The sequence below is a fragment of the Streptococcus sp. 27098_8_69 genome (assembly GCF_041432445.1).
In the GTDB taxonomy this organism is placed as follows: domain Bacteria; phylum Bacillota; class Bacilli; order Lactobacillales; family Streptococcaceae; genus Streptococcus.
Map to the genome: position 1 here is coordinate 24,601 of NZ_JAPVZO010000014.1, position 24,405 is coordinate 49,005.

23 protein-coding genes and 1 pseudogene are annotated in these 24,405 nt (G+C 41.1%); 13 read left to right on the forward strand and 11 right to left on the reverse strand.

The genetic code is table 11. The features are described 5' to 3' along the window. Positions 1-88: 88 nt before the first annotated feature. From O3658_RS06235 to O3658_RS06255, 5 genes are all read left to right on the forward strand, one after another. Positions 89-1,000, forward strand: coding sequence for a DMT family transporter (locus O3658_RS06235; RefSeq protein ID WP_371560097.1), 912 nt, complete (start codon positions 89-91; stop codon positions 998-1,000). Between the two features lie 84 nt (positions 1,001-1,084). Beyond that, on the forward strand, positions 1,085-1,783 hold the full coding sequence (dapD, locus tag O3658_RS06240; protein WP_371560099.1) for a 2,3,4,5-tetrahydropyridine-2,6-dicarboxylate N-acetyltransferase: 699 nt from the start codon (positions 1,085-1,087) through the stop codon (positions 1,781-1,783). 61 nt (positions 1,784-1,844) lie between these two features. Beyond that, positions 1,845-2,975, forward strand: a complete 1,131-nt coding sequence (locus O3658_RS06245) for an N-acetyldiaminopimelate deacetylase (protein WP_371560101.1) — start codon at positions 1,845-1,847, stop codon at positions 2,973-2,975. A gap of 3 nt (positions 2,976-2,978) precedes the next feature. Then, the gene (locus O3658_RS06250) at positions 2,979-3,518 is read left to right on the forward strand and encodes a 5-formyltetrahydrofolate cyclo-ligase (RefSeq protein ID WP_371560103.1); all 540 of its coding nucleotides are present in this window, start codon (positions 2,979-2,981) and stop codon (positions 3,516-3,518) included. Continuing rightward, positions 3,502-4,176 carry a rhomboid family intramembrane serine protease gene (locus tag O3658_RS06255; RefSeq protein ID WP_371560105.1) on the forward strand — a complete coding sequence of 225 codons (675 nt, stop codon included), beginning with the start codon at positions 3,502-3,504 and terminating at the stop codon, positions 4,174-4,176. The genes O3658_RS06250 and O3658_RS06255 overlap by 17 nt, the downstream gene beginning before the upstream one ends. Before the next feature lie 83 nt (positions 4,177-4,259). Here O3658_RS06255 and O3658_RS06260 read toward each other — a convergent pair whose 3' ends face one another. The 5 genes from O3658_RS06260 to O3658_RS06280 form a co-directional block, all read right to left on the reverse strand. Beyond that, a complete protein-coding gene (locus O3658_RS06260) occupies positions 4,260-5,639 on the reverse strand; it encodes a glycoside hydrolase family 1 protein (RefSeq protein WP_371560107.1) in 1,380 nt (459 codons plus the stop codon). 252 nt (positions 5,640-5,891) lie between these two features. Continuing rightward, complete coding sequence (locus O3658_RS06265; RefSeq protein ID WP_371560109.1) at positions 5,892-7,745, reverse strand: proline--tRNA ligase; 1,854 nt, start codon at positions 7,743-7,745, stop codon at positions 5,892-5,894. A gap of 18 nt (positions 7,746-7,763) precedes the next feature. Further along, the gene (gene rseP / locus O3658_RS06270; RefSeq protein ID WP_371560110.1) at positions 7,764-9,020 is read right to left on the reverse strand and encodes an RIP metalloprotease RseP; all 1,257 of its coding nucleotides are present in this window, start codon (positions 9,018-9,020) and stop codon (positions 7,764-7,766) included. Positions 9,021-9,041: 21 nt separating this feature from the next. Continuing rightward, complete coding sequence (locus tag O3658_RS06275) at positions 9,042-9,845, reverse strand: phosphatidate cytidylyltransferase (protein ID WP_371560112.1); 804 nt, start codon at positions 9,843-9,845, stop codon at positions 9,042-9,044. An 8-nt stretch (positions 9,846-9,853) separates the two neighbouring features. Beyond that, the gene (locus tag O3658_RS06280) at positions 9,854-10,606 is read right to left on the reverse strand and encodes an isoprenyl transferase (protein WP_371560114.1); all 753 of its coding nucleotides are present in this window, start codon (positions 10,604-10,606) and stop codon (positions 9,854-9,856) included. Positions 10,607-10,821: 215 nt separating this feature from the next. On the opposite strand from O3658_RS06280, the gene O3658_RS06285 reads away from it, so the two are divergent. The 7 genes from O3658_RS06285 (at position 10,822) to O3658_RS06315 (ending at position 18,919) form a co-directional block, all read left to right on the forward strand. Further along, the gene (locus O3658_RS06285) at positions 10,822-11,217 is read left to right on the forward strand and encodes a helix-hairpin-helix domain-containing protein (protein ID WP_049509840.1); all 396 of its coding nucleotides are present in this window, start codon (positions 10,822-10,824) and stop codon (positions 11,215-11,217) included. Positions 11,218-11,554: 337 nt separating this feature from the next. Further along, the gene (locus O3658_RS06290) at positions 11,555-12,142 is read left to right on the forward strand and encodes a flavin reductase family protein (RefSeq protein WP_371560116.1); all 588 of its coding nucleotides are present in this window, start codon (positions 11,555-11,557) and stop codon (positions 12,140-12,142) included. Next, a complete protein-coding gene (locus O3658_RS06295; RefSeq protein WP_371560118.1) occupies positions 12,120-12,683 on the forward strand; it encodes a GNAT family N-acetyltransferase in 564 nt (187 codons plus the stop codon). The genes O3658_RS06290 and O3658_RS06295 overlap by 23 nt, the downstream gene beginning before the upstream one ends. Further along, positions 12,680-13,591, forward strand: coding sequence for a hypothetical protein (locus tag O3658_RS06300; protein WP_371560120.1), 912 nt, complete (start codon positions 12,680-12,682; stop codon positions 13,589-13,591). Before O3658_RS06295 ends, O3658_RS06300 begins: the two co-directional genes overlap by 4 nt. A 279-nt stretch (positions 13,592-13,870) precedes the next feature. Further along, positions 13,871-15,112 (forward strand): hypothetical protein, encoded by a 1,242-nt coding sequence (locus O3658_RS06305; protein ID WP_371560122.1) that lies wholly within the window; start codon positions 13,871-13,873, stop codon positions 15,110-15,112. 31 nt (positions 15,113-15,143) lie between these two features. Continuing rightward, positions 15,144-16,145 (forward strand): virulence RhuM family protein, encoded by a 1,002-nt coding sequence (locus O3658_RS06310; protein WP_371560124.1) that lies wholly within the window; start codon positions 15,144-15,146, stop codon positions 16,143-16,145. Positions 16,146-16,267: 122 nt separating this feature from the next. Continuing rightward, positions 16,268-18,919: a valine--tRNA ligase gene (locus O3658_RS06315; RefSeq protein ID WP_371560126.1), complete on the forward strand. Its 2,652-nt coding sequence runs from the start codon at positions 16,268-16,270 to the stop codon at positions 18,917-18,919. A gap of 19 nt (positions 18,920-18,938) precedes the next feature. Here the strand turns inward: O3658_RS06315 and O3658_RS06320 are convergent. The 3 genes and pseudogenes from O3658_RS06320 to O3658_RS06330 all read right to left on the reverse strand — a co-directional run bounded on the left by O3658_RS06320 (position 18,939) and on the right by O3658_RS06330 (position 20,975). Beyond that, a pseudogene (locus O3658_RS06320) lies at positions 18,939-19,358 on the reverse strand (group II intron maturase-specific domain-containing protein). A 25-nt stretch (positions 19,359-19,383) separates the two neighbouring features. Next, positions 19,384-20,070, reverse strand: coding sequence for a YoaK family protein (locus O3658_RS06325; protein WP_371560128.1), 687 nt, complete (start codon positions 20,068-20,070; stop codon positions 19,384-19,386). A gap of 212 nt (positions 20,071-20,282) precedes the next feature. Continuing rightward, positions 20,283-20,975: a hypothetical protein gene (locus O3658_RS06330; RefSeq protein ID WP_045762773.1), complete on the reverse strand. Its 693-nt coding sequence runs from the start codon at positions 20,973-20,975 to the stop codon at positions 20,283-20,285. 282 nt (positions 20,976-21,257) lie between these two features. Between O3658_RS06330 and O3658_RS06335 the strand changes: the two genes are divergently transcribed. Then, the gene (locus O3658_RS06335) at positions 21,258-21,488 is read left to right on the forward strand and encodes a hypothetical protein (RefSeq protein WP_371560130.1); all 231 of its coding nucleotides are present in this window, start codon (positions 21,258-21,260) and stop codon (positions 21,486-21,488) included. A gap of 209 nt (positions 21,489-21,697) precedes the next feature. Here the strand turns inward: O3658_RS06335 and O3658_RS06340 are convergent, their stop codons facing one another. From O3658_RS06340 to O3658_RS06350, 3 genes are read right to left on the reverse strand one after another with little or no spacing between them, the layout of a single operon-like run. Beyond that, positions 21,698-22,471, reverse strand: coding sequence for an NUDIX domain-containing protein (locus O3658_RS06340; protein ID WP_371560132.1), 774 nt, complete (start codon positions 22,469-22,471; stop codon positions 21,698-21,700). Position 22,472: 1 nt separating this feature from the next. Beyond that, on the reverse strand, positions 22,473-23,249 hold the full coding sequence (gene pnuC / locus O3658_RS06345) for a nicotinamide riboside transporter PnuC (RefSeq protein ID WP_371560134.1): 777 nt from the start codon (positions 23,247-23,249) through the stop codon (positions 22,473-22,475). 9 nt (positions 23,250-23,258) lie between these two features. Beyond that, positions 23,259-24,317, reverse strand: coding sequence for an AAA family ATPase (locus O3658_RS06350; RefSeq protein WP_371560136.1), 1,059 nt, complete (start codon positions 24,315-24,317; stop codon positions 23,259-23,261). Between the last annotated feature and the right edge of the window lie 88 nt (positions 24,318-24,405).

Genomic DNA, 24,405 nt, shown 5'->3' on the forward strand with positions numbered 1-24,405 from the left:
AGCACAATCATTGAGAGTGGGAAAGAAAATTTCTGAAAGAAATGATTTTTCTCCACTCTCTTTTTTCATTTCATGGTACAATAGCAACATGAATAAATATCAAAAGAATATTTTTAAGGGAACCATTTATTCTCTCCTATCTGGCCTGATCTGGGGGATCTGCGGAATTTTAGGAGAGTACTTTTTTTCACATTATCAAGTATCTTCAGGGTGGATTACTTCTATGCGTCTACTCGTCGCAGGTAGTTTCGTAATCGTCTTATCTAGTCTTAAACTCCGGTCCCAACTCTTCGAGATCTGGAAAAATCGAAACAATTACCTGCCTTTTCTGGCCTATGCCATCTTAGGGATTTTTTCTGTTCAGTTTTTCTTCTATCTCTGTGTCGAGTATTCCAACGCTACCACTGCCACCATCCTCCAATTTATCAGTCCTGTCTTTATACTTCTATATAATCGCATCATCTACAAGAAAAAAGCTTCTAAAAAAGCAATCTTCTATGTTCTGACTGCTATGCTTGGGGTCTTTTTGATGGCTACCAAAGGCGATTTGTCTAAGCTATCCATCACTCCTCTTGCTTTACTGACAGGACTTCTCAGTGCCTTAGGTGTCATGTTCAATGTTATCTTACCCCAACGCTTTGCTAAACAATACGGTTTTGTGCCAACTGTTGGTTGGGGAATGATTATCGCTGGACTTTTTAGTAATTTTCTCTACCCTGTTTATAAGATTAGCTTCCAGGTTGATGCCATCAGTATCTGTATTTGTTTGACCATTGCCTTTTTGGGAACAGCCTTTGCCTTTTTCCTATCTATGAAGGCTGTCTCGCTCGTTTCTCCCTTGGTGGTGTCGGTCGTTAGCGCAAGCGAACCTCTATCCTCTGCTATCCTCAGTGTCCTTTTCCTTGGCATGGTTCTGGATGGTTTCTTGGTACTAGCCATGATTTTGATTATCGTTCCTATGGTTTTCTTGTCCATCGAAGAATCTAAATCCAAGAATTAAACACCTTCCTTTAACACTTAAGGCTTCAATTTTGAAGCCTTTTTTGGTAGAATAGTAAGCATTACAAAGAGTGAGGAGACACCTATGACTGCTACAAAAATGAATGCACAAGAAATTATCCAATTTATCGCAAATGCTGAGAAAAAGACTAGTGTGAAAGTGACCTTTGAGGGGCAACTTGCCGGAACTATCCCTGCTTCTGTTATCAAGCTTGGGAATGTTCTTTTTGGAGACTGGAAAGATATCGCTCCACTTCTCGAAGGACTTACAGAAAACAAGGACTATGTTGTTGAACAAGACGCTCGCAACTCGGCTGTACCTCTCCTTGATAAACGTGATATCAATGCTCGTATCGAGCCAGGCGCTATCATCCGTGACCAAGTTGAGATTGGTGACAATGCTGTTATCATGATGGGTGCTGTTATCAATATCGGTGCAGAAATTGGATCTGGCACTATGATTGATATGGGAGCTATCCTTGGCGGACGCGCTATTGTCGGTAAAAATAGCCACGTTGGTGCAGGTGCTGTTCTTGCAGGCGTTATCGAGCCAGCTAGTGCTGAACCTGTCCGTGTCGGTGACAATGTTCTCATCGGTGCTAACGCTGTAGTTATCGAAGGTGTTCAAATCGGTAGTGGTTCTGTTGTTGCAGCAGGCGCTATCGTCACTCAAGATGTTCCTGAAAATGTTGTGGTAGCAGGTGTCCCAGCTCGTGTTATCAAGGAAATCGATAGCCAAACCCAACAAAAAACAGCGCTAGAGGATGCGCTTCGCACCTTGTAATTAGTAACAGAGGCGGAAATATTTCCAGCCTCTTTCTCGTATCAATAGAAGGAAATTAACTATGTTAGATTTGATTCAAACTCGACGCGATCTTCACCAAATTCCTGAGATTGGTTTAGAAGAATTCAAGACTCACGCTTATTTACTCAATGTTATTGAAACATTAACAGCTGGTAAGGATTTTGTTCAGATTCGTACCTGGCGAACAGGTATTTTAGTTTACTTGCAAGGAAGTCAGCCAGAACGTACCATTGGTTGGCGAACAGACATCGACGGACTCCCGATTGTTGAACAAACAGGTCTTCCTTTTGCCTCTCAGCACCCAGAACGCATGCATGCTTGTGGACATGATTTTCACATGACCATTGCCCTGGGAAGTCTCGAACGTGCTTTAGAAAACCAACCAAAAAACAATCTCCTCTTTCTCTTCCAACCTGCAGAAGAAAACGAAGCAGGTGGTATGCTCATGTATGAAGATGATGCTTTTGGCGACTGGTTGCCTGACCAATTCTATGGACTTCATGTTCGTCCAGACTTAAAAGTTGGACAAATTGCGACCAATACCCATACACTCTTTGCAGGAACATGTGAAGTTAAGATTCGCTTTAAGGGTAAAGGCGGTCACGCTGCCTTTCCACATGAAGCCAACGACGCTCTGGTTGCAGCTAGCTATTTTGTGACCCAAGTTCAGTCGGTTGTCAGCCGTAATGTCGATCCTATCGAGGGAGCTGTTGTCACTTTCGGTGTTTTTCAAGCTGGTACAACCAATAATGTCATCGCTGATACAGTCTTCTTACATGGAACAATTCGAGCTCTTACACACAATATGAGTCTCTTGGTTCAAAAACGTGTCAAAGCTATCGCAGAAGGTGTGGCAGCTGCCTTTGATATGGAAGTGGAAGTTGAACTCAAGCAGGGAGGTTATTTGCCTGTCGAAAACAACCCTGAACTAGCCCGTGAATTGATGACCTTCTTTGATGAAAAAGAGGGCATTGAACTAATCGATATTGAACCTGCCATGACAGGAGAAGACTTTGGGTATCTTCTTTCAAAGGTTCCTGGCGTCATGTTCTGGCTAGGTATTGATAGTCCCTACGCCCTTCACCATCCAAAGATGAGTCCTAAAGAAGAAGCTCTAGCTATCGGTGTCGAAGCTGTATCAAGCTTCTTAGCAAAGAAAGTTGCGGAGTAAACTATGAAAAAAAGCTTACGCAAGCAGGTCTTACAAGAACTCAAGTCTCTATCTAAGGAAGAAAAGCAGAGCATGAACGATTGGCTCACAGAGCAGTTCTTTCAACATCCTTTTTATAAGGAAGCAAAAACTATTGCCACTTACCTATCTTTTCCTCATGAATTTCAGACAGCTAAACTTATCGAACAAGCTCAGAAAGATGGAAAGACGATTCTCATTCCCAAAACTTATCCACATGGGAAAATGGACTTTGTTCTATATGAACCAGAGAAACTCGAACGAAATTCTTTTGGACTTCTTGAACCCAAAGGAAACTTCTCAATCATTGAACCCTCTCTGATTGACTTGATTCATGTTCCTGGTGTGGCTTTCAATCCTTCTGGCTATCGGGTTGGCTACGGAGGAGGCTATTACGACCGCTACTTGGAGCATTTCTCGGGCCATACCATTAGTACGCTTTATCCATGCCAGATTCAGGATTTCCATCCTGATCCACATGATATTCCCGTTGAGGAGGTACTCATCTATGAAAGAAATTTTTGATCGTCGTTATCCTGTCACGAGCTTCTTTCTTCTCGTGACCACCCTGGTTTTTATACTCATGTTTCTAACCAGTGGTTTCAATTACACAAGTGCAGCTACCTTGTATCGGTTTGGAGCTGTTTATCCTCCTGCTATCAAGGCCATGCCTGAACAAATTTGGCGCCTATTCTCAGCAACCTTTGTCCACATTGGCTTGGAGCACTTTTTAGTCAATATGCTATCCCTTTACTTCTTGGGACGTCAGATGGAGCAAATCTTTGGCTCCAAACAGTTTTTCTTTATCTACCTTCTATCAGGTATGATGGGAAATCTCTTTGTCCTCGTTTTTAGTCCCAATGCCATTACCGCGGGTGCTTCAACTGCCCTCTATGGCATGTTCGCTTCTATTGTCGTTCTTCGTTATGCCTCACGCAACCCCTATCTTCAACAGCTCGGTCAATCCTACCTCTCCCTCTTGGTCATCAACCTAGTAGGAAGTATTTTAATGCCTGGCATCAGCCTTGCTGGGCATGTCGGTGGAGCTGTCGGCGGTGCATTACTAGCTGTCGTCTTCCCAGTTCTAGGCGAACGAAAGATTTACAGCCCAGGCCAACGTGGTCTAGCAACCCTAGCCTTCATTGCTTTATCAGCCTTGATGCTTTTTATCGGACTATTATAAGAACAAGAAAAACCATTGGAAGCTCTCAAATTGAGAAGTTCATTTCCAATGGTTTTTTCTTAATCTAATTGGTTATTTTACTCTTAAAACCCATTATTGTCACTGAGTTCTTTGAACCAGTGGCCTGATTTTTTCAGGCGGCGCTCTTGTGTTCCCAAGTCAAGCTCAACCAAACCATAGCGGTTTTTGTAGCTGTTGAGCCATGACCAGCAATCGATAAAGGTCCAGATCAAGTAGCCTGTACAGTTGGCACCGTCTTCGATAGCGCGATGAAGCTCACGAAGGTGACCTTTGACAAAGTCGATACGGTAGTCATCCTGAATCATACCATTTTCACGGAATTTGTCTTCACCTTCAACACCCATCCCATTCTCAGTCAGCATCCACTCAATATTACCGTAGTTTTCCTTGATGTTTTGGGCAATGTCATAAATCCCTTGCTCGTAGATTTCCCAACCACGGTGCGGATTGATCTTACGACCAGGCATGACATAAGGCTCATAGAAATGTTCTGGCAAAAGCGGGCTATCAGGATGCTTAGCAAAACGCGGCGCCATAACACGCAAAGGTTGGTAGTAGTTGACTCCTAGGAAGTCAACCGTATGATCGCGAATGAGTTCTAACTCTTCGGCTGTGTATTCTGGTAACAAGTCATGCTCAGACAAAATTTCCACTAACTCTTCTGGATAAGCTCCTAAAACAGACGGATCTAGGAAAGATTGTGCCTGGAAGAGGTCAGCAATGCGAGCAGCTTTCACGTCTGCAGGATGTTGGCTACGTGGATAGGCTGGTGTCAAGTTGAGGATAATCCCAATCTTAGAACTAGGCAAGACTTCATGACAGGCCTTAACTGCAAGAGTGCTCGCCAGTTGTGTATGATAGGCAACCTTAACCGCTGCTTTGGCATCCACCTTATGTGGATAATGGGCATCATAAAAATAGCCAAACTCTACAGGAACGATAGGCTCATTGAAGGTAATCCATTGGTCCACAAGGTCACCGTAGGTCTCAAAACAGAAACGAGCATAGTCTTCATAAGCTTTAATAGTTGCTTTATTTTCCCAACCATCCCCATCTTCTTGAAGGGCGAAAGGCAGGTCAAAGTGATAAAGATTGACTAAAAGACGTATCCCCTTGGCTTTGATAGCTTCAAAAACCTGACGGTAGAAAGCCACCCCTTGAGGATTGATTTCTCCACGCCCCTGTGGGAAAATACGAGACCACTGGATAGAAGTTCGAAAGGCTGTATGACCTGTTTCTGACAAGAGTTCAATGTCCTTCTCCCAATTTTCATAGAAGGTCGACGTTTTGTCAGGGCCAATCCCATTATAGTAGCGATTTGGCTCTACTTGGTACCAATAATCCCAGAGATTATCTCCCTTGCCGTCACCAGGCACTCGCCCCTCTGTCTGTGGTCCAGAAGTTGAGGAACCCCAGACAAAATCCTTTGGAAATTTTAGCATAGTACTACCTCTTTTTACGCTTTTAATGTTTATACTCTTCGAAAATCAAATTCAAACCGCGTCAACGTCGCCTTGCCGTATATGTGTTACTGACTTCGTCAGTTCTATCCACAACCTCAAAACGGTGTTTTGAGCAACCTGCGGCTAGTTTGCTCTTTGATTTTCATTGAGTCTTACTTTCTCTCATTATACAGAAAAAACAAGGCAAAAACTAGTTACATTTTTGTCTTGTTTTTCTTCTGATTATAGATTTTATTTATTTGTTAGGATTTCAAGAGTTTCAAGCAAGTTATCTGCGTGAACTTCGATCGTATCCCCTGTCGCCTTGATCTTCACTTCTACGATACCATCAGCTGCTTTCTTACCAACAGTGATACGGATTGGAAGACCAATCAAGTCGCTATCACTGAATTTAACACCGACACGTTCGTTACGGTCATCTGTCAAGACTTCGTAGCCTTTGTTGACTAAGGCTTCTTCGATGCGATTAGTCAATTCAAGACTTGCTTCATCCTTGACATTAACTGGAATCAAGTGTACATCAAATGGTGCCAATTCTTTAGGGAAGTTGATTCCCCAAGCGTAACGGTATTCACCCTTTGGAGTTTTGTTAACAAAGAGGCGAGCGTGTTGCTCCATAACTGCTGAAAGGAGACGGCTGACACCGATACCGTAGCATCCCATGATGATTGGCACAGCACGACCGTTTTCATCCAAGACATCTGCCCCCATACTTGCTGAGTAACGAGTACCCAGTTTAAAGATGTGACCGATTTCGATACCACGCGCAAAGTTAAGAATACCTTGTCCGTCTGGAGAAATTTCACCTTCACGAACTTCACGGATATCCACATACTCAGCAGTGAAGTCACGACCTGGATTCACACCAGTCAAGTGGTAGCCATCTGCGTTGGCACCAACAACAGCATTGCGGCTATCTTGTACCTTGCGGTCTGCGATAATCTTGACAATTTCTGGAAGATCTACTGGGCCAAGTGAACCAAAGTCAGCTCCCAACAATTCTTTCACTTCTGCCTCAGTTGCAGGTTCCAAGAAATCTGCTCCAAGGTAGTTTTTCAATTTGACTTCGTTGAGCTGGTCATTGCCAACAAGCAGGGCCACAACTGGCTCCTCATCTGCGATATAAACCAAGGTCTTGATTGTTTGCTCTTCAGAGACATTCAAGAAGGCTGCGACTTCATCAATCGATTTGACACCTGGTGTTTCCACGCGAGCCACTTCATCTTCAGTTACAACACGATTGCTTGGTTTATACTCGTTGGTAGCCATTTCCAAGTTAGCTGCATAGCTTGATTCACTTGAGTAGGCAATGGTATCTTCACCAGAAACCATCCATTTCAGCAATTCTGCCTTGATTTCTTCTTGCACTTCTGCAGGAATCTCGTCAAATGATGCGACAGACTTGTCTAAAACAACCCAACGGTCAAGGTCTGTACGAGCAGGTGTGATGGCCATAAACTCTTGGCTATCCTTACCACCCATGGCTCCACCGTCACCGATGATTGCTTTGAAGTCCAAACCACTACGAGTGAAGATACGCTCATAGGCTGCCTTGTACTCATCATAAGTTACATCCAAGCTATCGTAGTTAGCATGGAAGCTATAACCATCTTTCATGATGAATTCACGCGTACGAAGAAGTCCATTACGTGGACGTTTTTCATCACGGTACTTAGGCTGGATTTGATACAAGTTCAGTGGTAATTGCTTATAAGACTTGACAGAATCACGGACAATAGCTGTGAAAGTTTCTTCGTGAGTTGGGCCCAAGATAAAGTCTGACTTCTCACGATTTTTCAATTTGTACAAGTCTTCACCGTAGGTTTCATAACGGCCAGATTCACGCCAAAGGTCAGCACTGAGAAGGGCTGGAGCCAACATCTCAACCGCACCAATCTTGTCAAACTCTTGACGCATGATCTTCTTAGCTTTTTCGATAACACGGTTAGCAAGTGGTAGGTATGAATAAACACCTGCTGATACTTGACGAACATAACCAGCACGCAACATAAGAGTGTGACTGATAACTTGAGCATCGCTTGGCATTTCGCGAAGCGTTGGGATAAGCATTTTACTTTGTTTCATAATGACTCCTCTATTTTCTTAAAAGAAGGTACGCATGATGTCGTTCCAAGTCACGGCGAGCATCAAAACGACCATAATGACAACTCCGACCAGAGTGACATAGGTTTCAATTTCTTGTTTTAGTGGTTTGCGGCGAATAGCTTCTAGGATGTTAAGCACGATTTTTCCACCGTCGAGCGCAGGGATTGGAATCAGATTGAAAATCCCGATATTGATGGAAATCATAGCCAAGAAGAACAAGACATTCTCAAGACCATTTTTAGCAGCATCACTACTTGCCTTAAAGATGGCAACGGGACCGCCTAGTTTATTCAAATCTGGTTGGAATATCAAGCTTTTCAAAGCATTGAGAATTCGCAAGGCTGAATCAGCTGCAGTTGTAAATCCACCCATAAACATAGACCAGATATCTGATTTGAGTCTCGGCTGGACACCCAAGATATAACGCCCTTGGCTTTCCTCAGGGGTCACACTCACTTGTTTTTCAGTGCCATTTTCAGAAACCGTCACATCCAAAACGGGCGCTGTTTTGTCCTTGGTTTCTGCATCAACCGCCTGGATCAGATCTGACCAGTTTGAAATCTCATAACTTCCGACCTTAGTAATTTGGGCCGTATTCTCAACTCCAACCTTAGCCAAAGCGCTATCTGGAATAATACTGAAATTGTTCGTTTGCGTATCACGAACGCCACCTTGCATGAAAATCAAAATCCAGAAGACGATAACTCCTAGGATAAAGTTATTCATAGGACCAGCAAAGTTGGTAATCAATTTCCCCCAGACAGTCGCATTTTGATATTGGACGTCTAATGGAGCGATACGGACTTCCGTTCCATCAGTTTCCACAATGGTTGCATCATGATCAACTGAGAAAGTCTTTTCCTCTTCCAAGATCAAGCCTCTAATAAAGAGTTTATCCTCAAAATCAAACTGAGTGACCTGCATGGGTAAAGCAGTCTGGTCAACCTTTTTCCCAGAGAGATTGATACGCTTAACCTTGCCATCCGCTGCCAATGTTAGACTTGCAGGGGTTCCAGTCTTAATCTCTGTCGTATCTTCACCCCAACCTGCCATACGAACGTAACCACCCAGTGGCAGGAGACGAATAGTATAAGCAGTCCCATCTTTTCCGATATGGGCAAAGATTTTGGGACCCATCCCGATGGCAAACTCACGAACCAAAATCCCGGACTTCTTAGCAAAGTAAAAATGCCCGAACTCATGAACCACCACGATAATCCCAAAAACTAGGATAAATGTTAGTAATCCTATCATTTAATTTCTATTTACCTTTCCTTAAAATAAGCCAAAGAGGTGCATAATCGGGAATACAGCTAGCATACAATCAAAACGGTCCAGTACCCCACCATGGCCTGGGATAAACTTACCTGAGTCTTTGACACCAAAGTGACGTTTCATAGCACTTTCGATCAAGTCCCCCAACTGACCAGCTATACTAAAGAAAATAGCAAAGACCATCATTTTGTAAATCCCATAAGGTAAAGCAACGGTACTATCAACTAGCATAAAGATCAAAGTCACTAGCATAGCAGCCAAGATACCTCCCATAGCACCCTCTATGGTCTTGTTAGGGGAAACTCTCGGAGCCAGCTTTCTCTTACCAAACTTCATTCCTACCAGATAGGCTCCACTATCGGTTGCCCAGACCATACAAAGTCCCAAAAGCGCCTTATCCAAACCTGCAATACGAGCATCGACCAAAGTATTAAAACCAAAGCCAACATAAAAACTCATGGCAATCGGAAAAACAGCATCCTCAATGGTATAGTTCTTACTAAAAACCGTTGCTCCTAACAAGATGAGAATCACGACACTATAAGCAACAACGTTTCCATCCACGGGCAAAAACTTCAGGTAGTTTTCCAAAGGAATAGTCAGAAAAAAGGTTGCTAGTAAAGTCAAGAGCCCTTCAGGCGTCATGGTATTTAACCCTTTCATACGAAGCAACTCATGAACTCCCAACATAGCCACAATCCCCATGGCAATCTGGAGCCATAAGCCACCAATCGCCAAGATTGGGATAAAGATAGCTAAGGCCAAGACAGCAAAAAGGGTTCTCTTTTGTAAATCCTGTATCATAATATCTCCTAAACTCCTCCAAAACGACGGTTGCGACGATTGTACTCGATGATAGCTTCTTTCAAGGCTTCCTCATCAAAGTCAGGCCACAAGACATCCGTGAAATAGAGCTCGCTATAAGCAGCCTGCCATGGCAAGAAATTACTCAAACGAAGTTCTCCACTAGTCCGAATAATCAAGTCAGGATCACGCAAGACTTTTGGCAAATGACCCGTAAAAAGGTACTCCCCAATCAATTCCTCTGTGATATCACCAGGATTGATCTTTGCATCTAAAACATCCTGTGCAATCAACTTGACCGCTTGTGTAATCTCAGCTCGTCCACCATAATTAAGGGCGAAATTAAGAATCAAGCCTGTGTTTAACTTGGTCAACTCCTCTGCCTTTTTCAAGGCATCAAAAGTTTGTTTCGGCAAACGATCAGTCTCCCCAATCATTTGAATCTTCATGTTCTTCTGATGCAATTCAGGAACAAACTTATCATAGAATTCAACTGGCAGGTTCATGATAAATTTGACTTCCTGATCTGGACGGGTCCAGTTTTCAGTTGAAAAGGCATAGACTGTCAAGGCTTTGACGCCCATATCACTAGCAGCAATAGCTACCTTTCTCAAAGCATCCATCCCAGCCTTATGGCCAAAGACTCGTGGCTGCATCCGTTTTTTAGCCCAACGGCCATTCCCATCCATGATCACACCGATGTGGTCTGGCACCATTGTGGGGGGTTCTGTTGCTTTATCTTTTTTTAAAAATCCAAACATGATTGTATTCCTATTCAAAAATCTATCGTTTCATTATACCATATTTTTCACTTTTCTTCTATTATCGCCTATCATTCTACGGTAAAATTTCCCATATATCTCCTATATTTCCAGTATATCAAGCCTTGCAATTCCTAAAGAAAGTTGATACAATAAAACCATAGAGATTCGATCCTTGTTCAGCCACAGGGATTTTTTATTGAAAGGATTTTATCATGTCAAAGACACTCCAACGTAAAAAACAATTAAGAAACAGCCTCCGTCGCTCAGGTGCATTTTCAAACACTGTAAACAAGGTTGTCGAAGAAACAAAAAAAGTTGTAAAACATGCTGAAAAAGCAGCAAGCGATGCAGGTAAAGCTGTCTCTAAAAAGGTTGAAAAAACTGTAGAAGCAACCAAAGAGCAAGCTCAAAAAGTTGCTACTTCTGTAGAAGATTTCGCAGCCAACCTAGGTGGACTTTCAGTAGATCGCGCTAAAACTTTCTACGATGAAGGAATCAAATCTGCAGCTGACTTCAAAAACTGGACAGAAAAAGAACTCCTTGCCTTGAAAGGAATCGGTCCGGCTACTATTAAGAAATTGAAAGAAAATGGTATCAAGTTCAAGTAATTTTTCTTGTGCCTTGCATTTCCGAAAAAATCTTGCTACAATAGAGCCAATAGAGGTGTTTTGAATCCCACATTTTACAGAAAGTGGCGGTGCTGAGAAGTCCACAAATGTGTCAAAACTGGTTGCTAATGGATGAAATCTAAAAATGAAATATAAATCTTTTTGTTTCCTTTTAGGACTAGGTAGCGAGTTGCAAACCTAATCAAAGAGAAACAAAAAGACGAGAGTTGCGGGCTTTGCCCGAAATTGGGTGGTACCGCGGATAAACATGTTCGTCCCTGTCAGATTGATGACAGGGGCGATTTTTATTTTGCACCCCTAGCCAAAGGAGGTTGTCATGAAACAATCTTTTAAAACAAGTAAGCTCTACTATGGTTTTCCTATCTTCATCTTGGGCTATCAGGACCAGAACTTTGGGCACAATATCACGACCTGTAGCTCCTCTTATAGCCTGGGAGATTGGCTGGTCATCGGTGTTGGCGCTGAGGAAAATGCGACTGACCAGATTAAGCATTATCAACAGTTCACTGTCAACATCCCTGACGAAAACCTCATGCTTGAGATGGAACAGGCTGGCTTCATTAGCCATCGGGGGAAATTGAAACACCTAGGCCTTGACTATGAGATTTCTGAACGAACTCAGGCTCCTATTTTGGAGGCTTGTCCAGTCGTTTTGGATTGCCAGGTTGATCGGATTATCGAGGAAGATGGCATCTGCCATATCTTTGCCAAGATTCTAGATCGACTAGCTGATCCAGAGCTCTTGGATGACAAGGGACATTTTAAAAATGACCACTTTGCGCCGACTTACTTTATGGGGGACGGCCATCAGCGCGTTTACCGTTATCTAGATGACCGAGTCGATCCCATGGGAAGCTTTATTAAGAAAGCGAGGCAGAAGAATGACAAGAGCAACATTACCTGAACGAATCGAAACTGAGCGACTGGTCTTGCGAGTCCGAACAATGGCGGATGTAGAGGATATCTTTGACTATGCTAGTCGTCCAGAAGTCTCTTACCCAGCAGGTTTTCCACCTGTCAAGACCTTGGAAGATGAGATTTATTACCTAGAACATATCCTTCCCGAGCGCAATCAAAAGGATAATCTCCCAGCAGGCTATGGAATTGTGATTAAAGGGACCGATACAATCATTGGTTCTGTCGATTTCCCCCATCGCTACGAAGATGATGTGCTAGAGATTGGCTATACCTTGCACCCAGATTATTGGGGCCGCGGTTATGTTCCTGAAGCGGCGCGTGCCTCGATTGATTTAGCTTTTAAAGAATTGAACCTACACAAGATTGAGCTGACTTGTTTTGGTTACAATACCCAAAGTCAACGAGTTGCTGATAAACTTGGCTTTACTCTTGAAGCTCGTATCCGAGACCGCAAAGATGCCCAAGGCAATCGCTGCGATGATTTGAGATACGGCTTGCTGAGGAGTGAGTGGGAGGCGGTGAAATGAAAAAAATTGTTACAGACTTATTTAATAATATTTTTGGATGGCATTTACTATCATTTGCTGTAATAATATTTATTTCCTCTCGGCTTCAAGATGCTAATTTTTTTATTATAAAATACCTATTACTGTTATCTATGGTAATATTATCTATTTCATACTTTACTTTATCAAATTATTATCAGTTAGATAGAAAAAATGAAAAAAATAAACTTGCATTAGCTATAAGGAGTATTGTCTTTAGATTCTTATGGATTGTAATACTCGCTTGGATACAAATATTACTTTCATCTTTTAATATAAGTTTAGATGATCAGTTTAAGGAGATTTGCTCTCTTTTGTTGGCTTACTCATTAATTTTTTCACTCTTAGCAATAATGATTGGGATAAAAGTACGAACTCTTCTAGTTCTTATGATAGTTTTTCTTCCAATCTTATTATTACTGGGAGCATTTGATATAAAATGGTGGGCTCTAGTCACTGGTTTCATAACATTGTGGAATTTTATTAATTCAGAGGACTTTCTCATGTATCTAAGAGGTGGGAAAAAAATAGAAAATGTTCCAAAAGAGTTAAAATATAAGTGGTCAATTAATAAATTTGTTATTTATATTTTCACATTTTTATTTTACTTTTCACTTATAATATCGTCATTCTTCGAAAAGAAAAGTCCATGTTCTTTTGAAGATTATTTAAGCAACGGGGCAACAAGAGTATATTCAATGTTATTTCTTGTAGTATCAGTGATAATATTATTTAGTATACTCTTTGGCTATTATTATCTATTGAATCATAAGAAAGAAGAAGGAAGAGTAGCCAAATTTTTATTAAATATAGGTAAAAAAATGGGATTAAACAAGTTTAATAATACTATACAATTATATGTAAAAGCAAAAAATGGAGAACTAAAGTGAAACAACTTCCACCTAAATACACTCCATCCTATGTTGAGGCTGGTCGTTAACAAAACAACTTTAAGAAGACGTTCTCAAGACTCAAGAAGTTCAAAAGTCTCAATCTTTTTCGTTCGTGATTCCCACCACCCAATGTAACTGGAAAAACTCCACCTTGCTTACGCTTAGGGCACAACCTTCAAAATCAACGAATCGCTGAGAAAGTGGTTTTTCCCATTAATGCTTGTATCTGGCAGTTGAGATAGGACTTATTGAAGAATGAGTTAGAGGAGAAAATAGATGGCTAAAAAGAAAAATAGAAAAAAAGAATTAAAACGCCAGCAAAAGTTGGATATCAAAGTTATTTCTGAAGAAGAGGCTGCTTGGACAGAAATCATGGCCAAAAATCCAACTTTTGTAGAACGTCGGACCATTCAAAATTTCGATGAACTACATACAGCAGTGATGCAATATGCTGATGAACACGGAGAGTATCCAGATGTTCAGCTAATTAATTACCAACTGAAAAATAGGACTTTTGATTGGAATCAGGATCATGCTTTATTTAGAGAAGCTATGCATACTCCGAATACACAGAAGCGAAATAAACTGTTAAAGCAAGTTTTAAAAATCAATCCAGATTATTTTGCTGCTGATTTTCATTTATTCTTATCAGAAGTTGAAGATTTTGATTTGTCAACTTTTAAAAAAGTATTGGATTTTGAAGTTCTAGTTTTAGAAAAATGGAAAATGAATGGATACAATAGTTGGAATTATTTTGAAGCACGCCCTATCCTGTCTGCTCTCATGTTTCTGATTGAATATTATATGACGGAGAACTTAAATTCTAAGGCTATAGAATTGATTAATCTATATTTGAGTAAGCGACCAGAACGTTTTCCTCCTAATTTTGTTTTCTGTATGCTTTCCTTGTATCATATTACTGGTCAGGAACTAAAGGTTGAACGTTTCTATCGTGAAGAATTAAATAAAGGGAAACGGGACGATACCATTCTTATTCATGCCATCATCTCTGCTTTTTCTCAAGGGAAAATTGAGGAAGCAAGTCAGCTATTTGCAAAATTAGTGGAAATCAATGATGAAGCTGTTGAGTTCTTTATAGAGGAAGATTGGCAATTCAAAGTTATAGATATCGAAGACCAAGAATGTTATTGCCCAAATTCAATTGAATCGCTACAAGCTAGTTTGTATCCTCTATTTGATTATTTACTAGAAAATATTATTTTAACAAAATTTCTAACAAACGAAGCCAAGAAGTTCCGTCGTAAACCAGTATTTTCGAATCATTCCAGTGTGATAAGAAATTTATCCAAGGTAAATGACTGGTACTCCTTTATGAGCGAGGAAACAATGAAGGGAATCCGGATGAATCTTGTTCACATCTTTGTTGAAAATGGGATTCGTAGGTCTACAGATTTCAAAAAATGGACCGAAAAAGAAGTTCTCGCTTTGAAGGGAATTGGTCCCGTAACCGTTAAAAAGCTGAAAGAAAACGGTATAAAGTTTAAGAACGAGAAGTAATTGTTTATGGAAGGGGGGAGGTGGAATTACCTTGAATGAAATTTCTAATTTCATCCTGTATACTACACCAAATGGCGACGTTCAGCTAGATATTCTTTTACAAGATGAAAATCTTTGGTTGACTCAAAAAAGTCTTGCGGAGCTCTTTGGAGTTGAACGAAGTGTCATTACAAAGCACTTGAAAAACATTTATGATAGTGGTGAGTTGGATAAGGTGTCAACTTGTGCAAAATTTGCACAGGTTCAACAAGAGGGAAATAGAACTGTCCGACGTGAACTTGAATATTACAATCTGGATGCTATCATTTCAGTCGGCTATCGTGTAAATTCCAGTAAGGCTACTCAATTTAGAATTTGGGCAACCAAGACTTTGAAAGAATTTATCATCAAAGGTTTTGTTTTAGATGATGAACGCTTGAAACAAGGACAGACTGTTTTCGGACAAGATTATTTCCGTGAACTTTTAGAACGAATTCGCTCTATTCGTTCTAGCGAACGCCGAATCTACCAGCAAATTACGGATATCTTTGCTGAGTGTGCTATAGATTATGATCGAAACTCAGATATTACTAAAAACTTCTATGCTATGGTACAAAATAAATTTCATTATGCAATTACTGGAAGTACTGCTGCAGAAATTATCTATCAGCAAGCCGATGCTAGTAAAGAAAAAATGGGATTAACTACTTGGAAGAATGCACCTGATGGACGAGTGCTCAAATCAGATGTAACGGTAGCCAAAAATTATTTGCAAGAAAAAGAAATTCGACAACTAGAGCGAACTGTTACAGCCTACTTTGATTATATTGAAGGTTTGATTGAGCGTCGTAACACTTTTACAATGCGAGGATTGGCAGATAGTATTGATCGTTTTCTATCTTTTAATGAATATGAAATCTTAGAAGGAAAAGGAAGTATTTCCAAGAAACAAGCAGACTCAAAAGCCACCCAAGAGTATGAAAAATTTAACCGCACTCAAAAAATTATATCAGACTTTGATAAACATATTATGAAGATAATGAGAGAAAGTTAATGTAAAATTTTTCACCGTTTCTTTGCTTATAGAAGATAGTGAGAAAACAAGATGAATTGAATCAAAGTCTATCTCCTACATACTAATTTTATTTAAAAATATTAACTAGAAAGGACACACATATGTCTAAAGAACTTTCACCTAAATACAATCCAGCCGAAGTTGAGGCTGGTCGTTACCAAAAATGGCTTGATGCCGATGTTTTCAAGCCTTCAGGCGATAAAAAGGCTAAGCCTTATTCAATCGTCATTCCACCACCAAACGTAACTGGGAAACTCCACCTTGGTCACGCTTGGGATACAACTTTGCAGGATATCATCATCCGTCAAAAACGCATGCAAGGTTTCGACACGCTTTGGCTTCCTGGTATGGACCACGCTGGGATTGCCACTCAAGCTAAGGTTGAGGAGCGCTTGCGTGGCGAGGGCATCAGCCGTTACGACCTTGGTCGTGAAAAATTCCTTGACAAAGTCTGGGAATGGAAAGACGAATATGCCACTACTATCAAGGAACAATGGGGCAAGATGGGTCTCTCTGTAGACTACTCTCGCGAACGTTTCACGCTTGACGAAGGTTTATCAAAAGCCGTTCGTAAGGTCTTTGTGGACCTTTATAAAAAAGGCTGGATCTACCGTGGTGAATTTATCATCAACTGGGACCCAGCAGCTCGCACAGCCCTTTCCGATATCGAGGTTTTCCACAAGGACGTCGAAGGCGCCTTCTACCACATGAACTACATGTTAGAAGACGGTTCGCATGCCCTTGAAGTTGCGACAACTCGTCCAGAGACCATGTTTGGGGACGTTGCGGTTGCGGTCAATCCAGAAGACCCACGCTACAAGGACTTGATTGGTAAAAACGTCATCCTTCCAATCGCTAATAAATTGATTCCAATCGTTGGAGATGAACACGCAGATCCTGAGTTTGGTACTGGTGTCGTGAAAATCACACCTGCCCACGATCCAAACGACTTCTTGGTTGGTCAACGCCATAACTTGCCACAAGTTAACGTCATGAACGATGACGGGACTATGAATGACTTGGCCTTCGAATTTGCAGGTATGGATCGTTTCGAAGCTCGTAAGGCAGTCGTGGCTAAGTTAGAAGAAATCGGTGCCCTCGTTAAAATCGAAAAACGTGTCCACAGTGTTGGTCACTCAGAACGTACAGGTGTTGTGGTTGAGCCACGCTTGTCTACACAATGGTTCGTTAAGATGGACCAATTGGCTAAGAATGCCATTGCCAACCAAGATACAGATGATAAGGTAGAATTCTACCCACCTCGTTTCAACGATACCTTCCTCCAATGGATGGAAAATGTCCACGACTGGGTAATCTCTCGTCAGCTCTGGTGGGGTCACCAAATCCCTGCTTGGTACAATGCTGAGGGTGAAATGTACGTCGGTGAAGAAGCTCCAGAAGGTGACGGATGGACTCAGGACGAAGACGTTTTGGATACGTGGTTCAGTTCTGCCCTTTGGCCATTCTCAACTATGGGCTGGCCTGATGTCGACTCAGAAGACTTCAAACGTTACTTCCCAACTTCAACCTTGGTAACAGGTTACGACATCATCTTCTTCTGGGTGTCTCGTATGATCTTCCAGTCATTGGAATTCACTGGCCGTCAACCATTCCAAAACGTTCTGATCCACGGTCTTATCCGTGATGAGCAAGGACGTAAGATGTCTAAATCTCTCGGTAACGGGATTGATCCGATGGATGTCATCGAGAAATACGGTGCCGATGCCCTTCGTTGGTTCCTTTCAAACGGATCTGCACCAGGGCAAGACGTGCGCTTCTCTTACGAAAAAATGGATGCATCTTGGAACTTCATTAACAAAATCTGGAACATCTCTCGCTACATCCTTATGAACAATGAAGGCTTGACTCTTGAGCAAGCAACTGCCAATGTCGAAAAAGTTGTCAACAAGGAAGCTGGAAATGTCACTGACCGCTGGATCCTCCACAACCTCAACGAAACAATCGGAAAAGTTACTGAAAACTTTGACAAGTTTGAGTTTGGTGTTGCTGGCCACATCCTCTACAACTTCATCTGGGATGAGTTTGCAGACTGGTACATTGAGTTGACTAAGGAAGTCCTTTATAGCGATAACGAAGAAGAGAAAGTCATCACACGTTCTGTTCTCCTTTATACTTTGGACAAGATCCTTCGTCTCCTTCACCCAATCATGCCATTCGTGACAGAGGAAATCTTTGGACAAATCTCAGAAGGCTCTATCGTGACAGCGGAATACCCAACTGTTAACCCAGCCTTTGAGGACCTTGCGGCTCACACAGGTGTGGAAAGCCTTAAAGACTTAATCCGTGCTGTTCGTAATGCGCGTGCGGAAGTAAACGTAGCACCAAGCAAGCCAATCACCATCCTTGTGAAGACCAGTGATAGCGACTTAGAAGCCTTCTTTAACAGCAATGTCAACTACATCAAACGCTTCACAAATCCAGAACACTTGGAAATCGCATCAACCATCCCTGCACCTGAACTCGCAATGTCAAGCGTCATCACAGGAGCAGAAATCTACTTGCCACTGGCTGACCTCCTCAATGTCGAAGAAGAACTCGCTCGTCTCGACAAGGAACTCGCTAAATGGCAAAAAGAACTGGATATGGTCGGTAAGAAGCTCTCTAACGAACGCTTCGTAGCCAATGCCAAACCAGAAGTCGTCCAAAAAGAACGCGACAAACAAGCCGACTACCAAGCTAAATACGACGCGACCGTAGCACGTATTGATGAGATGAAGAAGTTGGCGAAATAAAATCGAGTAGCGGCTAAGACTAACCCCACTCACACCATGGTACATGCCGTTCAAGGTAGTAAACCAAGTAAGAAACCAGTCCACGTTTTCGAGGACTGGTTTTGATATATCACGTTTAAGTACCGGCCTCTGAGCCCTAATTGATAGTGTTCACCCCAGCCAGATCCTTATCTGCTATCCTTTTAGGAATTCCTAACTTAAGTAGGCCCGACAGTCGTTTAGATTTCTTCTTCCATTGCTTCCATATAATCACTCGTAGACGAGTACGCAAGCGCTCATCTATGCTGGTGACTATGCGCTTCATATTTCCCAATGAGAAATAGTTTATCCATCCCCAAATGGACAAATTCAGTTGCTCAAGAGTTACCGGTAGCGGAGAGCCCACGGAGGACTTCCACCTCAGATGTACGACATGTCCATCGTACCAAAAACGGCAAATCCCTCAAATTGAGATTTGCCATTTTTTATATATTTTCATCTTGCAAATCGAGTTGCTTCACTCTAGCAATATAGTATGCCATAATCAAAAACAAATTGAAGCTGACAATCCAGATAGACCATTCATGGAGAAAATGCATAGATACAGCCAAACTAATTGCCCCCAAAACGAAACTCCCTACAACAATACCATAGTTCAAGGCTTGACGACGATATTCTTGAACATCTCCTTTTCCTCTAACGATGCGATACAAAGCAGTCAACATCTTTCGGTAATTTCCAGAGGTCATAAAAATGACATAGGGATGATCTTCAATCAAACTACCCGTAAATGTTAGCATCATCATGCCTGTTCCAAAAGCAATAAAAGGAACTTCTAATAGAGGAAAGCGGGAAAAGAAGGGAAGAACAAGGGTCCCGATAAATAAGGGAAGTAGCATCTTAACCCGCCAATAGGCTGTTTTGCGATATTCTTTCACGTGTAAGGCAAAAAGAAATCCTAGGGAAAAGAATATAATAGAACAGAATCTCAACATAGTATTGATGACATGTGAATCGTGCCAATCTGATATTAGCAGGAGAATGTTCCCTGTCTGTGTTGCCACCAAACTATGGTACTGGATGTGACAGAATACATCCAAAGAACCACCGATAAAACCAAGGAACACTCCCATGAGTCGTGTGTTTTGAGGTAAAATTAATTTATCTGGCATTGATTCATCACTCGTTTCCCTTTGATTTTTTCATTATACCACTTTCTCTGAAAGAAACTAAGTGAAAAACGGTCAGTTCAGGTAGACATGATTACATATATTCCTAAGTTAGTCTCATCTCTGAAGTTCATTTATGACGTCTTATCAACTTCAAATGCTGTAGGTACTCATCAACTAAACTATTTTTAAACAAATTATGTCAGTACTGAAGTCTATGGCTTAATCAAAGTAACACTTGAAACAGTACCATCTGCACCTGTTGTAATTTGGATGACTTTTCCACCACCTACTTCAGCATTGTATTTCCCATCATCAAGGGTATAAGAATAGCTTTGAATAGAGTAGTTTTCTTTCTTGCCATCAGCAGATTCTACTGTAAATTGACCACCTGATGAAACAGTGATAGTTTCACCATTCGCACCCTTCCAATTTCCAGCCGCAGCCGAAAAATCTTTGTCCACCATAGTCAAGACACCTTTATAACGTTTGTTATGTTCTGCCTGCTTGTCTTGAAGTTTGCGATCAGTTGCTGGATCATAAGCTGACTGATTCTGTTTTGCTTGTGTTCCTTGTTGATTGGATGGGGCTTGAGAAGGGGTTTGCTTAGCAGAAGGTTCTTGATTTTGTTTTGTTTCTGGTGCTGGTGTTGCTTGCGATTGATTAGCAGTAGTTGTTGACTGATCAGAAGATGATGATTTAGCTTTTTCTGATGAAGTTGAACTTGAGGACTTCTGAGTTTTGTTCTCTTTACTTGAAGAACTGGCCTTAGAACTAGAAGATGCTTGTGTTGTCTTGCTAGAACTATCACTTGTGGTATTTTCTTTCTTATTACCACAAGCCCCCAATAGCAATGTTGAAGCGAGTACAGTTGCGGCCATTAATTTGATAGAAGTTTTATTTTTCATCTTATGCTCCTTTGTAACATTTTTGAAATGTTAAGAAATATTTTTGTAACATTATTGTAATATTTGTTTTTAAATCTGTCAACTATTTATCTAAAATTTTTTAGAATTATTTTTTAGTACATTTATTTCCTTATCCCTCCTATATCTTTTATTCGTAAAGAATTAAAAAAAACAGGAAAATTTTTCCTACTAAAAATACTATATTTTACAAGCGTAATCGCTTGCATTTTTTTCTTGAAGGGCTATAATAAAATTGAAATAGGATATTGGAGGTGTAGGTCTATGTCAAGCAAATATTACAAATATCTTCCTTGGATGATTTTAGGTGCTTTCTCTTCTTATGGGGGTGCTACTCATTACGCTCAAACAACATTTGATTTGTTCTACTTAACCACAATCTTCATGATTGTTTATGTGGCTCTAATGTACTTACACGAACACTATTTAAAATATAAATACAAAGATTTATTCATTCGTTTTATGAGTAATCCTAAAAAAGATGAACATCTTTAAAAAAAATAATAACAAAAAGAGGCTGGGAAGAATCCCGACCTCGATTTTTTATGAATCATAAACCTTTGACACGATAGCTGACTTGGCTTGTGACACAAACTTTATTTTCTCTATTCTCAAACTTGAACCCAGCCATCGTTTGTTAAAACTTCTCAGGACTGAGACTAGGAAATCGAGACTTGATCTATCGATTTCTGTCCCCAATCTTTTTATTTTAATCGATAGGTTTTTCTTGGTTTCTTTTTAGGCACTCGTTTGAGCCCGACTTCTTCTACATATTCTCCGTATTTTACGAGAAAGTTATTGCTGACGATTGGTCGTCCTGGGTTGATGAGATTGACCAATTCGGTCCCTTCATAGACAGTGAACTCCTCCTCTAGCAGATAGAGGAAGGTCGGATTCCAGTCAAGACGCCCTTGGATTCGTTTAATAGACTCTTGGATAATGGCATAATGGTCAAAGGCGAAGGCGTGCTCCTCCAACTCTAGTCCCTCTAGGAAGCACTTGCCCGTCTGAAAATCAACATCGACAAAAACCACATCCTTGGCATCATCTCCAGCTTGAACGAGTTCGAGTGCTCGACTAGGTAGATACACCAAGTGGGCGATAGTAACCGTCCAGCCCCGCGGATCACGGCCTGGTGTAGACACTGTCATCAACTGCTCGATTTTTTCCAAAGGAAGGTCGAGGTTAACCTCTTCTCGCACCTCACGCTGGCAAGCATGCCTTGCATCTTCACTCTTATCCATAAAACCACCGACCAAAGCCAAACAGTTTTGATAAGGATGGGCCTTACGACGGATTAGCAAGAGTTTGATTTTCCCTTCCACAAAGCAATAAGCTACCATATCCACCGTCACGCTTGGTTTTTCATACTGAGGAAGATCCTGTTTGCAGTACCAGTCTAAAAATTCCTTCTCAGTCGCATGAATTTCAAAATATTCTCTTTCTGTCATTCCATCCGGGATTATCCTTTCAGTCATCTTATCCCTCCTTGACAGCTTTTGTCCATTGGTACCAACCGACTAAACTATTGATGGTATAAACCCAGTACATACCTTGGATATGGATATTTTCACCCCACCAGAGGTAAATACTAAAGAGATTGGTTGCAATCCAGAAAATCCATTGCTCACGGTAAAGACGTGTCATCAAGAGCTGACCAACACCATTGGTCGCATCGGTAACACTGTCACGGAAAGGACGAGCACTATGGATACTTTGGTAGGCAAAGCCCATGCCAATCCAGATGATAGCAGTCAAAGCCAAATATTTGAGCCAATCAATCATACCAAGTTTCTTAGCTTCAAAGTGAGACTCCTCTGGTTTTCCTTGCTCATTGATACGATTAGACAACCAAGTATAGAGGCCAATAGGCTGCATGACAAAGAAATAAACTGTTGTCAAAACTTCTCCGTAGAAAGTAGCATTCATAGCTAGGACCAAATAGATAGCAGAGTTAATAGCTCCAAAAAGGTAGTTGCTTGCCCGACCTTCAGCTACCAAGATAACGCAGACAATCCCTGTCCAAGAGGCCAAGAGACCAACCCAGTCATGACTTTCCGTGTTTTGTGTAAACTCCAGAATAAGAGGGACACTTGATAAAGCAATCAAATAAAGCCACTGGAAAAGACTGCGTCCCACAAAGAGGTCTTTCCAAAGCAAACGCATAACTCCTGCAAAACCAATTTTACGAGCTTCTGCGTGAACATTTTTAAAGTTTGCGATAAATCGAGTGATTTTTTTAGTTATTTTTTTCATTTTCTTCTCCTAATCTGCTTGGTAAATGGCATCGATAGCTACTTTTGCTGCTTCATAATTTCCTAGATAATCATCAGCTAGATAAACATGAGGGATAGTAGCTAGATATTGCTCCCTCATCATATCCAAATGCTGAGAAAAACTATGACGGATATGGTCTTCTGCCATGGTCATGTCTCGAAAACCATCATTAACATAAGAGCCAACAGGTTGCACAAAGAGGATTAAATCCCACTTTTCCTTGGCTAAGATGGAAACGAATAGATTATCAAAGGTCTCTACGGACAAGTCCCCCTGCTCTTCAGTTTCCATGTAGTAATCGTAGTAGCCCTTGGTTACCAATGAGTTGGTGTCTGCAATGACTAAGCCTCGATTGGCATTGCTATCGATTAACTTGGAAGTTTGGTCATATTGCCCCAAAAGAAGGTAATAATAATCTTTTGGGGTAAGCTCATCATCGCGGACATTATTTTTTATCTGATACTCACGAGCATATTCCAGACTGACTGGCGCATCATAGAAGCGAGCTAAATCCTTGGCTAGAGTTGTTTTACCATTACTAGCACTTCCCATAATCAACACTTTTTTCGTAAACTGACGGCGGAAAGGTTGAGCGATATATTTCCAATATTTACTTGGGTTTTCTCGAATCATGGTAGCCGAAATTCCAAATTTTCTTTCCTGTAGAACAGTCTCAAAACCACGTTTTGACAATTCTTGTTGGTATTCGGACTCTCCTACAAAAAAGATAAGCTCCTGTCCAGTCTGGTCATAGGAAATGGCCTGTAACATCTGATCCAACCACTCCTGCCAGCCCATTGGATAACGTGGAATATTGGTTTCGTCAAGTTTACAAACAGAGGTCAACTCATCATCTCGAAAAGCTTCACGAATATAGCGAAATCTCTTTTGTAGTGTAAGTCCCACCTGTTCACCACGATCTCCCTTATAACCTGAAACTACCACCCATACAGCATCACATTGACGTTTTGCTCTTTGGATTAAATCAATATGCCCTTGATGTAAGGGAGCAAAGGTGCCAAAAACCACCGCTATACTCTTTTTCATATCTGTTCAACCTTTTTATAAATTTTTATATTTTATATCATACTCTGTCTTCTTCTGTTTGTCAATGCTTTTTTATTATTTTTTATAA

What these genes read in the sequence shown, in the direction of transcription:
- O3658_RS06235 (WP_371560097.1), top strand. Translation starts at nt 89, where the DNA reads ATGAATAAATATCAAAAGAATATTTTTAAGGGAACCATTTATTCTCTC.
- dapD (WP_371560099.1), top strand. Translation starts at nt 1,085, where the DNA reads ATGACTGCTACAAAAATGAATGCACAAGAAATTATCCAATTTATCGCA.
- O3658_RS06245 (WP_371560101.1), top strand. Translation starts at nt 1,845, where the DNA reads ATGTTAGATTTGATTCAAACTCGACGCGATCTTCACCAAATTCCTGAG.
- O3658_RS06250 (WP_371560103.1), top strand. Translation starts at nt 2,979, where the DNA reads ATGAAAAAAAGCTTACGCAAGCAGGTCTTACAAGAACTCAAGTCTCTA.
- O3658_RS06255 (WP_371560105.1), top strand. Translation starts at nt 3,502, where the DNA reads ATGAAAGAAATTTTTGATCGTCGTTATCCTGTCACGAGCTTCTTTCTT.
- O3658_RS06260 (WP_371560107.1), bottom strand. Translation starts at nt 5,639, where the DNA reads ATGCTAAAATTTCCAAAGGATTTTGTCTGGGGTTCCTCAACTTCTGGA.
- O3658_RS06265 (WP_371560109.1), bottom strand. Translation starts at nt 7,745, where the DNA reads ATGAAACAAAGTAAAATGCTTATCCCAACGCTTCGCGAAATGCCAAGC.
- rseP (WP_371560110.1), bottom strand. Translation starts at nt 9,020, where the DNA reads ATGATAGGATTACTAACATTTATCCTAGTTTTTGGGATTATCGTGGTG.
- O3658_RS06275 (WP_371560112.1), bottom strand. Translation starts at nt 9,845, where the DNA reads ATGATACAGGATTTACAAAAGAGAACCCTTTTTGCTGTCTTGGCCTTA.
- O3658_RS06280 (WP_371560114.1), bottom strand. Translation starts at nt 10,606, where the DNA reads ATGTTTGGATTTTTAAAAAAAGATAAAGCAACAGAACCCCCCACAATG.
- O3658_RS06285 (WP_049509840.1), top strand. Translation starts at nt 10,822, where the DNA reads ATGTCAAAGACACTCCAACGTAAAAAACAATTAAGAAACAGCCTCCGT.
- O3658_RS06290 (WP_371560116.1), top strand. Translation starts at nt 11,555, where the DNA reads ATGAAACAATCTTTTAAAACAAGTAAGCTCTACTATGGTTTTCCTATC.
- O3658_RS06295 (WP_371560118.1), top strand. Translation starts at nt 12,120, where the DNA reads ATGACAAGAGCAACATTACCTGAACGAATCGAAACTGAGCGACTGGTC.
- O3658_RS06300 (WP_371560120.1), top strand. Translation starts at nt 12,680, where the DNA reads ATGAAAAAAATTGTTACAGACTTATTTAATAATATTTTTGGATGGCAT.
- O3658_RS06305 (WP_371560122.1), top strand. Translation starts at nt 13,871, where the DNA reads ATGGCTAAAAAGAAAAATAGAAAAAAAGAATTAAAACGCCAGCAAAAG.
- O3658_RS06315 (WP_371560126.1), top strand. Translation starts at nt 16,268, where the DNA reads ATGTCTAAAGAACTTTCACCTAAATACAATCCAGCCGAAGTTGAGGCT.
- O3658_RS06325 (WP_371560128.1), bottom strand. Translation starts at nt 20,070, where the DNA reads ATGCCAGATAAATTAATTTTACCTCAAAACACACGACTCATGGGAGTG.
- O3658_RS06330 (WP_045762773.1), bottom strand. Translation starts at nt 20,975, where the DNA reads ATGAAAAATAAAACTTCTATCAAATTAATGGCCGCAACTGTACTCGCT.
- O3658_RS06335 (WP_371560130.1), top strand. Translation starts at nt 21,258, where the DNA reads ATGTCAAGCAAATATTACAAATATCTTCCTTGGATGATTTTAGGTGCT.
- O3658_RS06340 (WP_371560132.1), bottom strand. Translation starts at nt 22,471, where the DNA reads ATGACTGAAAGGATAATCCCGGATGGAATGACAGAAAGAGAATATTTT.
- pnuC (WP_371560134.1), bottom strand. Translation starts at nt 23,249, where the DNA reads ATGAAAAAAATAACTAAAAAAATCACTCGATTTATCGCAAACTTTAAA.
- O3658_RS06350 (WP_371560136.1), bottom strand. Translation starts at nt 24,317, where the DNA reads ATGAAAAAGAGTATAGCGGTGGTTTTTGGCACCTTTGCTCCCTTACAT.